This is a genomic window from Mycobacterium nebraskense (genome assembly GCF_002102255.1).
Lineage (GTDB): Bacteria > Actinomycetota > Actinomycetes > Mycobacteriales > Mycobacteriaceae > Mycobacterium > Mycobacterium nebraskense.
Window position 1 is genome coordinate 164,749 of the sequence record NZ_LQPH01000164.1, and the last position, 11,867, is coordinate 176,615.

Here is an 11,867-nt window from a genome sequence, read left to right on the forward strand (position 1 = left end):
CCAACGCGGTCGAGTTGACCCGCGCGTCTGCGGGTGCCCTGATAGGCGTCATCGCATGCGCGTTAGCGTTCAACGCGTCGATGACCATCCCGCACGCGGCTCTTCCAAACCACGCCAACACGCGGTTACCTCATGCCGGTAACAGGTACCGACGCGCGGATTCCCGACGCGTCCAGCCGCTTCATACACCGTCTCGTCTGAACGGCGGACTACCGCTTCGGTGCTACCATCGGAGCATTGTGGGGTTAAACCGCGATGCACCCCTACCGCCACGGTCAAGAACCGTAGTAGCCGTGGCAGTTGTCGCCATGGCGCTCACCGTGTGGGTGCTGGCCATGCTGTCCCACTTCGGGTCGTTGCAACCCGAATCCGCTGCGCCGCGCCCCTCTCCGCCCTCGCTGACAGCGCTGGGCGATGGGTTCACGGCCAGCATCGCTGCCCCACAGCTTACCGATGACTCATTAACCGCGTGCCACTACGCGTTCTCGAACGCCGTGCTGCCAAAATCGTCATCCACCACTTTAACCACACTAGGCGTCGTGGTGGCCGTGGTCGCCGTCGCGGGTTGGCTGGCGCCGCGTGTGGTGGCGGCTGGGCGGGGTCCGCCGTGTGGGGCCGCCGCTTTCCTCACCGGTCAGGATCTCTTGACGCGGTTGTGCCTTATTCGTCGCTGATCGGTCAGCGTCAGGCCCGTTTCGCTATGCCACGACGGCCGGTGATCGCTGCACCACGTTGACCGCCGCGCACTGTGTCGCGGCTCGGATGTAGAAACGACGAGTCATGACCCAGCCCTACGCTGCTCACCGACACCGGTAAGAGCCACTTCGTGTGACGTCTAACCCGGATAGGTATCGCCGGTCGCACACATAGTCGGCGGCGCCTCGCTGTAGAACCCAAGCAGCGTCCGGTTTTCGCCGAGTTGGCCGAATCGGGAAGCGCCCCAGATGAACTCATCCCTAGACCTTCAAAACCCTCGGAACGGAAAGCCCATGTCCTTCGTTACCACCATGCCCGACATCCTGGCGTCGGCGACCAGCAACTTAGCAGGCATCGGTTCGGCGATCAGCGCCGCAGACGCGGCAGCGGCCACCCCGACCATTGCGGTGATTGCCGCCGCGACCGACGAGGTATCGGCACAGACAGCGATACAGTTCGCCGCGCACGCCAGCCTGCTTTCGCCGGTGAGCACCCAACCCGCCGCGATTCACGACCAGTTCGTGGGCGCGATGGGCGCCAGTGCCGGCTCGTATGCGGCCACCAAGGCCGCCAACGCGACCGCAGCCAGCTAAGGAGTAGCAATGGATTTCGGGGCACTGCCGCCGGAGATCAACTCCGCCAGAATGTATTTCGGTCCCGGTGCGGGACCGCTGCTAGCGGCCGCGGCAAGCTGGGACGGGCTGGCCGCCGAGGTGCGGTGCGCGGCAACGTCTTACACCTCGGTGCTCTCAAGTCTAGCCGGCGGACCGTGGCTGGGACCAGCGTGCGCGGCAATGGTGACCGCGGCCGCACCCTATGTGGCGTGGCTAAACAGCACCGCCGCGCACGCAGAGCAGACAGCTGCGCAGTCCAGAGCCGCGGCCGGCGCCTATGAAGCGGCATTCGCGATGACGGTGCCACCGCCGGTGATCGCGGCCAACCGGGCCTTGTTGATGTCGTTGATCGCAACAAACATCCTAGGTCAGAACACCCCGGCGATCGCGGCCACCGAAGCACACTACGGCGAGATGTGGGCCCAGGATGGCGCCGCGATGTATGGCTACGCCGCCTCGTCGGCGGCGGCGGCGTCATTGACCCCGTTCACCCCGCCGCAGCCGTCCACCAACCCGGCCGGAGTAGCTGCGCAGGGCACCGCCATCGCCCAAACCGCCGGCACCTCAGCCGCGACGAACACACAAGCGGTCCTCTCACAAGTGATTTCGGCGGTACCCGGGGCACTGCAGCAGCTTGCCTCGCCGATGTCGCCTCCCTCGTCCACATCGTCTTTGCCGTCGCTGAGCTCGGCACTGAACTCGGTGAATCCCGCCCTGTCCAGTACAAGTCAGGTCGCGTGGATATCGGCTGGGCTGATGTCGAACGCGAGCAAGATGCAGGAGCTGATGCCGGCCGTCAGCTCCGCCACCACGGCATCGGGATCGGGTCTGGCGGGCAGCCTCGCTTCAGACCTGGCAGGCGGGCTCGGTTCGGGAACGCTGGGATCAGCAGGTCTGAACGCGTCAGCTGCCGGCGGCAGTGGTGCGGCTGTGTCTGCCGGTCTGGGCCGGGCCACGTCGATCGGGGCATTGTCAATACCGCAGAGTTGGGCCGCGGCCACCCCGACGATCAGCCCCGCGGCCACAGTGCTGTCAGGCACCGGCCTAGGCGCTGTCCCCGACGCCGCCGGCGGCCCGGGAGGAATGTTGGGCGGGGTGCCATTGGGCGCGGGTGGGGCCGGGCGCGGCGGGGCAACCGGTCTGGTGCCCGACGCCCGCTTCCTGCAACGCCCGCCCATGCTGCCGAGCTGGCCAACCGTCTGATAACCGAAGACATCACACGAAGCCAACAGTCAAACCGCGAGGGGCAGAGGAGGTGGAAACGCCTGGTGCCTGTTTTGGAGCTGGCCGGTTGCAGCCGGTGAGGCAGTTGACCGAGGAACTTGCTGATCAAGTTTCGTTGCGTGGACGTAACCGTCCCTGTGATACGCCATTGCCAGGCGAGGACGCGCGCACCACGCAGCTCCGGGCCAGCGGCCGCCCATAGGCACCAACCGCATGTGTCAACTGCGGGATAAGGACGGTCACACCACCCCACGATTTCATTAGGCAGGTCGGGGTGGACCGCTTTTCTCGATAACAGGGCCAGCGCCGGCAATGATGTTTAGGTGCGACCGAGTTCGATGGCTTTGACCACCAGCAGGATTGCGCTGACGACGAGATACCCGCGCAGTGCCACCATGCCCAGCTTTGTGCCCGCCGACCACCGGACCGGTGCGAGCAGCGTCAGAGGCGGCATTCGCCATGTGCTCCGGTCGGCACTGGCTGGTGCGCGTGAGATCGGTTCGGGCTCACCCGATTGCGGTTCTCGGCGGGCAAGCAACCGCAGAACCGAGATCGCGGCTATAGCGAGCAAGACAAGCCCGGTAGCAAGGTGGCCGGTGAAATCGACGATGTCGAGGCGGGGAAGCAGCGTGCTGGCCATCAGTATCCCCGACAGCAGCAGCAGGACACCGACGATGAGGCCGGCCACCGCGTTGAGCCACGGTCGATTCACCCACGGTCCCAAGACTTCTCGATCATTGCACAGCAGCAGTAAAAAGACCGTGGCGCTGGGCAGCAACAGCCCGGCCAGGGCTTGCACGGCGGTGGTGATCAAACCCAGCGGTGCGCCGGGGATCAACACGATCACCGCCGCGAGCATCACCATGGCGGTGTAGGAGAAGTAGAATTGTTTGGCGTCGGAAAAGCCGCGGTGCAGCGAGTGTTTGAGACCCAACACGTCGCCGAATGCATAGCTGGTAGCCAGCGTTACCGCGGCCGCGCCGAGGATGGATGCATCGAGCAACACGATCGCGAACAACGAGCCCAGGGTTTTATCGTAATCGCCGAGCAGACGGGCGACAGTACCGGCGTCGACGAACCCGCCGCGGCTATTGGTAGCGCGCGCCGCCCAGTCGCCGGTGATGATTAGTGCTGCCGCTCCGATCACCACCACGAAGGCACCCAGCGTGGTGTCGCTGCGTTCGTAGCCGATGAAGCGCGGCGTGATGCGCTTATCGACGACGTTGGACTGCTGGAAGAACAGCTGCCATGGGGCGACCGTGGTGCCGACGATGGCGATGATCAGCAGCACCCCGTCCGAGGTGACTCCGCCCGACACCGCGGGGACGATGAGCGACGTGGCCGCGCGTCCCCAATCCGGATGTGACATCAACAACATGGGGATCTGCAGCAAGGTGATGATGACGAACACGAACATGGCGCGTTCCCAGCGTCGGAAGCTGCCGGTGGCCATGATCGCGATGAGCGTGATCGCAGCGGTCGGCACGACCGCGTACTTGGAGACGCCGAAGTAGTTGGCCGCCAACGTGATTCCGATGAATTCGGTGACCAGTGTGAGGAAGTTCAGCAGGAACAGATCCCCCACCGAGAACCAGCCCCAGCCGCGGCCGAAGCGTTCGTTAATCAGCCGGGCATGGCCTACTCCGGTGACCGCTCCGAGTCGGACCACCATCTCCTGGTTGACGATCAGCACCGGAATCAACAGCAGCAGCACCCACAGCAGGCTGTAACCGTGGTTCTGTCCTGCCTGCACGTAGGTCGCCACACCGCCGGCGTCGTTGTCGCCGACCATGACGATCAAGCCGGGGCCGATGATCACCAGCAAGGTCGCCAGGCGGGCCTTCAGGGTGCGCGGACGCTCCGTTTCGCTGATCCTGATCCGTCCCAGCGCACCTTCGATGTCGCCCAGGTGCGCGCTGTCGAGCACTGCGACGCCACGCAGCGCCGTTGCCTGCGACACCTTGTCGACCGAAGCGCTGCCCTTGGTGCTCACGGCTGATCACCGCCGCCGCCGCTGGTCCATGCCGAGTCGTCGGTGGCGGCGACGCCGCTGATCTCGCGCATCGGGTGGGGGGCGGGTTCTCGTCGACGCCAGTCTTCAGGGATGATGGCCTCGAGCACATCATCGACGGTGACGACGCCTAAAACCCGATCTTGGTCGTCCACGACGGGAATGGTGTACAGGTTGTAGTCGGCCATAAGCAGCGCGACGTCGGTCAGATCGGCATCTGCGCTCACCAGGACCGGGTCGCAATCCATCAGCGCCGCAACAGAGTCCGCCACATCAGCCTGCAACAGCGTTATCACCGACACCACGCCGGCCAGCTGCCCGCGTTCGTTGAGGACGTGCATCTTGAGCAGCGCCTCGGGCTGCAAGCCTCGAGCACCACCGATGATGGCAAGCGCCTCACCCGCTGTCGCCTCCGCTCGACACGAAACGATGTCGACGTTCATCAGGCCACCGGCGCTGTCGGGATTGAACCCCATCAGCGTGATCACCTTGGTGCGCTGCGGTGCGGGCATCAGGTCCAGAACTGCACGGCGCCGAGACTGACGCAGATCGACGATCGCGTCGGCGGCGTCGTCGGCGCGCATCCGCCCAAGCAGGGCAGCGACGTCGGGGTCGGACATGTCGTCAAGCAGCCGACTGGCCTTATCGGGGTCAAGCTCCTCGAAAACGTCGGCTTCCAGTTCCGGGTCGCTACGCACCTGGCCGAGGATCTCCCCGCCCTCAACCGTGTCAGCGACTTCGAGCATGTCAGCGATCTGCGCGGGCTTGAGCATCCGCACCCGGCCGGACACCAAGCGCACCGCCAGCGACCCCACGTCACCGATCAACGGTTCGAACGCCTTCCAGTCGCGAGCGGGATGGCCGCCAGACGTCTTCAGCAATCCGAAAAACCGCGGCGGACGGCGGGTGTCCAGATGCGCCAGCACCCAGCCGTCTGCACGGTGTTCGAGTTCAACATCATAGGCGCGCAACAATTCGCCCGCGGCAACATCAATCAACCGATGCCCGAGCACGTCGCGCTGCAACAGCACCTCACCCTCGCGACGTTCGAACCGCCGCAGGTCAACCTCGTTGGTCCTCAGCGTTATCCGGGCCGGTCCATAACGCTGAACCGATCCGCTCCCGACAAACACCCGCCGACCACCGACTCCAACCACGATCCCGGTCACCAGCGGGTAGGTATCTGCTCCTCGCAGCCGGACAATGATGTCCTCAACCCGGCCCACCACCTCGCCCGACCGCGTCTCAACCGGTGCCCGCAACAACTCAGACAGATGAATCGACGCCGACCCGACACCGGCAGCATCGCGCTCGCTCGGTGAGTTGCACATCGCAGTCCCTCCCTCAACACACCAGGGTGTGCCGACTTAGTCCGACCACACCGAAAACCAGACACAGCTGCACCGCGATGAGCGGCGTGGGCTATCCCTCAAAAATGAATCAAATATTAATACATAGCAATGTCTGCATGCAAATAGGTGGCAGAGGATTTTGAGCCGGCTCGTCTTGGCTGAGGACATCCCGACGGTAGTGACTTCGTGCTCCAACAGGGGGACAGGCGGGTCGGTGGCCTGGCGAACCGCGGATTATGTCGGTGGTCGTACCGGCCGGCCCGTCGCGGCGATAGCCGTCGCATCGTTGCCTCGAGTCGTAACGCGGTCGGGTGTCTTAGGTTGACCCGCAAGTGCTTTGATGCGTCCGGTGCACATGCGATGACGATCACCTCGGTGAGCTTGTGCACGAGCACCACCGCGGCCAAGCCGAGGGTTCCTGAAGCAACGCCCGCGGCATCAGCACGGTGATGATGGTCAGGGTTAGTCCGACGTTTTGCAACATGATCTGCCGGGAGCGGCGGGCGTGGTGTAGTGCAGTGCATGGGGCAGGTGACGCAGGTCTGGGCCCATCAGGGCGACATCGCGTTTTCGCTGGCGACATCGGTTCCCATGGCGCCCATCGCGATCCCCAGGTCCGGCCAGCGCCAACGCGTGGACTCAAGTTGCGGCGGCGAGCACGTCGTGACACTGCTCGCGATCGGGACTGGCTTGCGACGGACGGCCCCCAGCCCAGCATCCAGCCGCGGTCGGAGTTCATCGATGATGCGGCTAGACATCTCGTAGACGGCGGCCCGGATGTGTGCTCGGAGATCGCTTGTGAGAGGTGAGCACGCCGCTTGTGAGACGTGCGCGAGTCTCGTCAATCAACCACACGCCGGCAAGACGTTCCCGTCAGCGCGCCGCCGCAAGTGCGGGCGGCCACGCGACAACCAACTTCGCGTCCATACGCGTCGACCCTTACCGCACCGGGCGATTCCGCTGGAAAACTCTAGGGGCTGCCCACCAACGAGGTAGCCTCGCCGACTTCTCGACGTCAGGACAACCCCACTCGGGGAAGGAAGCGTCCGACCGTTGCAGTGTATTCGCGGTAATGCTGACCGTGCACGGCGCGAAGGTAGGGCTCTTCCACAACCCGGACCTGCACCTCAATCGCTGCGACCAGCAGCGCGAAGCCGGCGACCGCGAGCGGATTCGGAGTCATGAACACGATGCCCAAGGCAAAAATGAGCATCGCAGTGAAGATCGGGTTGCGCACGACTGCGAACACACCCTGATGCACCAATGTCGTTGTCTCGCTGGGATCGACCCCGATCCGCCAGGACTCGCCCATATCGTTCTGCGCGTAGACCGTCGCGCCGCTGCCGGTCACCGCGAGCACGACGCCCGCTGTCTGTATCCAACTCGCGTTCAACACATCGAGCGGGGCAAGCACGCCGGCCAATTGAAGCAGCGGCGCCGTGACACCGGTGACGATAGCCGCGACGAACCCTGTGCCGGCGATCCATTCCAGCGATCCAGATCCGCGGCTGATACCGCGGAAGCCGGCCGATCCGGTCGTGCGCCACTGCCGCCAACTACGCCACCCAAATCCGAGCGCCGCGAACACCAGATAGAGCACAACCGCAGCGACAGCCATCACCGATTCCTTACCCCGAATATGAGTAGCAGATCAAAACATTGGGATCTATGTATGCGAAAGCCGAGTTGTCGCCGGATGGCGTCTCGGGTGAGGTCGCCACCCGAGCCGACATATCCTTCCGCTGTGGCTCATGGGCCCCGGCTTGTTCGGCAACGAACCCAAACCCAGCAACATTCACATATGCGCATTCTTGCATTTTACGCTAGGCTGGTGAACGATTGCAGTTCTAGTTGAGGAGGGCCACGTGAAAGACGAGCGCGGATCGACCGAGGCGAGGGAGTCGACGCTGTTGTGTCCTCGGTGTGTGTCGCAGATGTTGCCGGTGCAGCGGTTTGGGGTGACGATCGATCAGTGCACCGGCTGCGGCGGCATTTTCCTCGACCGGGGAGAACTTGAGCAGCTTTCCGAGGCCGAGGGCAAGTTTTACGCCGCCCAACAGCAACCCCAGCAACCGCCGCCGGGGGTGTACCCTGCCCAGCAGTACCCGCCGCAACCGGGGTACATCGAAGGTCCCCGCCCGAGAGGCTTTCTGGGTGGGTTGTTCGGCGAAGGCTATTACGGTGGTCGCCACGGAGGATATCGTGGCGGGCACCACTAACCCCGGGCTTGGTGCCGGTGCCGCACCGACAGCCCGGGCGACCGATGGTTGGTCATGATCACGGGCATGGGGCGTTGTGACGAATTCCCCACCTGGCCACACACCTATAATCACCGCGGCCACACCGCAATCGGGGGCCGCCCACCCACCAGCTGCGTACCTAACCCGTCAGGTCAGTACAACTAGTCTAGGAGCGTCTGGGATCCGCTGATTAGCAGGCTGATATAGCCACCGACAGCGGCACCAGCGATGAAACTGAACCAGAGCAGGAAGTGGCCCAGCCACTCCGTAACATCTGCGCCGCTGAGATGCCGCGCGATCCCCTGCCCCATTTTGACCAGTGCGCCGGTGACGTAGCTCAGTGGAATCGACGCCTCTCCGTTCTTGACGAATGAGGTATTCAAAGCGCCAATCCCAAACGCAACGAACGCTACTGGAATGAACGAGACCTGATTGGTCGACCATCCGTCCACGACGATATCGACCCCGGCGGCCACCGCGAGGGACAGTGCCGTGAGCACGGTCGGGCCATGCGGGTGCGCCACCCAGAGGCGCCGTCGACATAGTGACGCCATCACCACACCACCGATGAAGGATGCCAAAAGCAGTGCAGCACCGATCGAAAGGCCTTGCTCCTTGCAAAAAATCCCAACACCGCGCGCTCACTGTTACCGGTCATGAAGGTAACAAAATAACCGGCCGAATGGGTAAATGCCGCCGCCCCGATTAACCCCGCCAACGCGGCCAATACCCAGGACAATCGTACTTCCCGTGCGAAAACCACACGAAACAGGGCATCCCTATGGGGATTCCCCCGGCCCCGCCCGAGGAGCCGCGGCGGCGTCTACACCCCAGTCCAGTGCAGCCCAGTCCAGGCTCACCGACTGTCCGCAGCCCTGCACTCGCGAATGGTCACCGCGAACCGTGAAGGCAGGGCTTCGCTCTCGCAGCCCCGACATGAGTGTGATCACCTGAGTTGGCCCCGGTTTGGCCGGTTGTCGTCACGAATGTTGGCCCCGTTCGGGTGGTGATTTCGTCTGCGTGTGGGGTGCGGCGTGTCGTCATCAATGTTGGCCCCACCTTTGGTTGCGATTTTCATGTCGGTGTTTGTTGACGTGGAGGTCGGGAATTGGCGAGGTCGCGCGTGGAGGTCTTTGAGCAGATTCGTAGGGATCATTGGCTGGACGGGCTGTCGATCCGTGAGTTGGCAGAGCGGCACCGGGTGCATCGGCGCACGGTGCGCCAGCGCTGGCTTCGGCGTTTCCGCCGCCGCGCAAGCAGTACCCAACACGGCCGCGTCCGGCGATGGATCCTTATGCGGCAGTGGTTGATGCAATTCTGATCGCTGACCGGCAAGCGCCGAAAAAACAGCGCCATACCGCGCGCAGGATTTGGCAGCGGCTGGTTGCCGAACACGGCGCCAGGTGTTCAGAAGTCACGGTCTCGTAGTATGTCACAAGACGGCGAATCGAGTTGGGCATCAAGCCCATTGAGGTCGCGGTTCCCCAGATGCATGCTCCGGGAGCTGAAGCCGAGGTCGACCTCGGGGAGTTTTGGACCCGTGTTGGTGGGGTATTGATGAAGTGCTGGATGTTCGTGATGCGCCTCTCGTGCTCGGGGCGGGCGTTTCATGTCGCGTTCACCACGCAGGGCCAAGAAGCGTTCCTGCAGGGACATGTGTTGGCGTTCAACCATTTCGGTGGAGTCCCCGCCCGCATCCGCTACGACAACCTCAAACCGGCAGTGGTCAAGGTACTCAAGGGCCGCAACCGCACCGAATCGGATCGCTTTGTCGCGCTGCGAAGCCACTACGGCTACGACTCGTTCTTTTGCCGCCCGGGCAAAGAGGGTGCTCATGAGAAGGGAGGAGTGGAAGGCGACATCGGCCGATTCCGGCGCCGTCACCTTGTTCCCGTGCCGGATGCCGCGTCGTTGGCGGAGTTGAACCGCTTCATTGCCGCCGGTGATCTTCTCGATGACACCCGGGTGATCACCGGGCGCGCCTGCACGGTCGCCGAGGCGATCGCCGCCGAACTCTCGTCGTTGCAACCGGTACCGATCGAGGCCTTTGATCCGGCGTTGATGCTGCGCAGCCGGGTCGATCTTCGCGCCAGAGCGTCAGTGCGCCAGTGTTATTACTCGGTACCGGCCCGCTATGCTGGCCGCCGGTTGAGCGTGCGGTTGACCGCCACCACCGTGGAAGTTTTCGACGCCGCCCAGCTGGTGGCTCAGCATGAGCGGGCGGCGGGCCGCTATGTCGAAGTGTTGGCACTGGATCACTACCTCGAAGTCCTCAAGACCAAACCCGGAGCGTTGCCGGGGGCGACCGCGCTGGCCCAAGCCAAAGCATCGGGAGCGTTCACTGCCACCCATCAGCGGTATTGGGATGCTGCTCGCCGGGCACGCGGTGATGCCGCGGGTACCCGCGCATTGATCGAGATCCTGCTAGCACACCGCACCGTGGCATTGCCGGCGCTGACAACGGCGATGAACACCGCCGTCGACACAGGGCTGCTCGATCCTCATATGGTGCTGATCGAGGCTCGGCGCCTGTGCACCATCGCTAGCCGAGGCGAAGACACGGTGTCAGTCAGGGCATGGTCACGCTATGACCGACCCGCACCCACCTTGGCGGGGTATGACGCCTTGCTGACCGGAAGCGAGGGCTGAAAGCGGTGAGCGCTCGGAGCGATGAAGCCGCGCTGGCCTCCATCGGCGCGTCCGCGAACTACGCCTGCCGACTATCCGCGCCGAAGTCGCTCGGCTCGCCGAAATCGCTATCCGCGACCGCCAGTCGTATCTGATTTTCCTAGCCGAGTTGTTAGCAGCAGAGGTCGACGACCGTGCGGAGTGCCGCCGCACCCGCCGCATCGCCGATGCGAAGTTCCCACGGTTGAAACGACTCTCAGAGTTCAACGTCGATGCGGTCAAAACAATCGAGCCCGCACAACTAGCGGCATTGGCGTCCGGGAACTATCTGACGGCCGGCGAGCCGGTGGTATTGCTCGGTGACGACGGGACCGGAAAACCCATCTGCTGATCGGCTTGGGACTGGCGGCCTGCGAGCAAGGCCGCAGGGTCCGCTACGTCAGCTGCGCCCAGCTGGTCAATGAACTCGTGGAAGCCGCCGACGAACGTGTGCTGTCGCGGGTGGTGGCCCGTTACGGCAGGTTGGACTTGCTGCTGCTCGATGAGGTCGGCTATGTCTAAATCGATCCGCGCGGAGCCGAATTGCTGTTCCAGATCATCACCGAACGGGAGGAACGAGGCCAGTATCGGGCTGGCGAGTAATCTTCCGTTCAGATGAGTGGGGAGCCGTGTTTCCCGACCCACGCTTGGCGATCGTCGACCGCATCACCTTCAATGCCCACTGAACTACCCCGGGTTTAGTTCCGATCCTTATAGGAGGATTGGAAGCTATGCCCCGTCAGTATTCGCCGGAGTTTCGGCAGCGTGCGTTGCGGTTGTTGGACACTGTGATGGAAGCCTCGGAAGTGTCGGAGTTCGAGGCCATAAAGTCTGTGGCCAGCAAACTCAATATTTCGGAGGAGTCGGTGCGTCGGTGGCGACGCAAGGCCCAAGTCGATGCTGGTGAACGGCCGGGCATGACCAGCTCTGAGCATGCCGAGATCCGTAAGCTCAAGCGCGAGAACACTGAACTGCGCAGGGCCAACGTTATCTTGCGTCGGTTCGGTCGTTCGGCAGCGTGAGCAGGGTGTTCTCGTTGTGGACGGTGTCTGCGACAGGTGGC

At 63.7% G+C, this 11,867-nt stretch carries 8 protein-coding genes and 4 pseudogenes; 7 read left to right on the top strand and 5 right to left on the bottom strand.

Annotation, left to right across the window (positions count from 1 at the left end; translation table 11 throughout):
- Positions 1 to 293 precede the first annotated feature (293 nt).
- From lpqS to AWC17_RS25650, 3 genes are all read left to right on the top strand, one after another.
- Positions 294 to 674, top strand: coding sequence for a putative copper homeostasis (lipo)protein LpqS (gene lpqS / locus AWC17_RS25640; protein WP_141224787.1), 381 nt, complete (start codon positions 294 to 296; stop codon positions 672 to 674).
- A 315-nt stretch (positions 675 to 989) separates the two neighbouring features.
- Complete coding sequence (locus AWC17_RS25645; RefSeq protein WP_085165385.1) at positions 990 to 1,289, top strand: PE family protein; 300 nt, start codon at positions 990 to 992, stop codon at positions 1,287 to 1,289.
- Positions 1,290 to 1,298: 9 nt separating this feature from the next.
- Positions 1,299 to 2,513 (top strand): PPE family protein, encoded by a 1,215-nt coding sequence (locus tag AWC17_RS25650; RefSeq protein WP_085165386.1) that lies wholly within the window; start codon positions 1,299 to 1,301, stop codon positions 2,511 to 2,513.
- 340 nt (positions 2,514 to 2,853) lie between these two features.
- Here the strand turns inward: AWC17_RS25650 and AWC17_RS25655 are convergent, their stop codons facing one another.
- The 4 genes and pseudogenes from AWC17_RS25655 to AWC17_RS25670 all read right to left on the bottom strand — a co-directional run bounded on the left by AWC17_RS25655 (position 2,854) and on the right by AWC17_RS25670 (position 7,515).
- Positions 2,854 to 4,494: an NRAMP family divalent metal transporter gene (locus AWC17_RS25655; protein ID WP_244193535.1), complete on the bottom strand. Its 1,641-nt coding sequence runs from the start codon at positions 4,492 to 4,494 to the stop codon at positions 2,854 to 2,856.
- Between the two features lie 29 nt (positions 4,495 to 4,523).
- A complete protein-coding gene (locus tag AWC17_RS25660) occupies positions 4,524 to 5,876 on the bottom strand; it encodes a magnesium transporter MgtE N-terminal domain-containing protein (RefSeq protein ID WP_085165388.1) in 1,353 nt (450 codons plus the stop codon).
- A gap of 255 nt (positions 5,877 to 6,131) precedes the next feature.
- Positions 6,132 to 6,514 (bottom strand): annotated as a pseudogene (locus AWC17_RS33685) (cadmium-transporting ATPase); the annotation flags it as partial.
- A gap of 398 nt (positions 6,515 to 6,912) precedes the next feature.
- A complete protein-coding gene (locus AWC17_RS25670) occupies positions 6,913 to 7,515 on the bottom strand; it encodes a methyltransferase family protein (protein WP_085165389.1) in 603 nt (200 codons plus the stop codon).
- Positions 7,516 to 7,762: 247 nt separating this feature from the next.
- Between AWC17_RS25670 and AWC17_RS25675 the strand changes: the two genes are divergently transcribed.
- Entirely contained in the window at positions 7,763 to 8,116 is a 354-nt protein-coding gene (locus tag AWC17_RS25675; protein WP_141224788.1) for a TFIIB-type zinc ribbon-containing protein, read from the top strand.
- Between the two features lie 191 nt (positions 8,117 to 8,307).
- On the opposite strand, the pseudogene AWC17_RS25680 reads toward AWC17_RS25675, so the two are convergent.
- A pseudogene (locus AWC17_RS25680) lies at positions 8,308 to 8,909 on the bottom strand (YoaK family protein); the annotation flags it as partial.
- 336 nt (positions 8,910 to 9,245) lie between these two features.
- Between AWC17_RS25680 and istA the strand changes: the two are divergent.
- The 3 genes and pseudogenes from istA (at position 9,246) to AWC17_RS25695 (ending at position 11,826) form a co-directional block, all read left to right on the top strand.
- Positions 9,246 to 10,786, top strand: a pseudogene (gene istA, locus AWC17_RS25685) (IS21 family transposase).
- Positions 10,787 to 10,895: 109 nt separating this feature from the next.
- Positions 10,896 to 11,326 (top strand): annotated as a pseudogene (locus AWC17_RS25690) (ATP-binding protein).
- 209 nt (positions 11,327 to 11,535) lie between these two features.
- Complete coding sequence (locus tag AWC17_RS25695) at positions 11,536 to 11,826, top strand: transposase (protein ID WP_085165392.1); 291 nt, start codon at positions 11,536 to 11,538, stop codon at positions 11,824 to 11,826.
- The last annotated feature ends 41 nt before the right edge of the window (positions 11,827 to 11,867 follow it).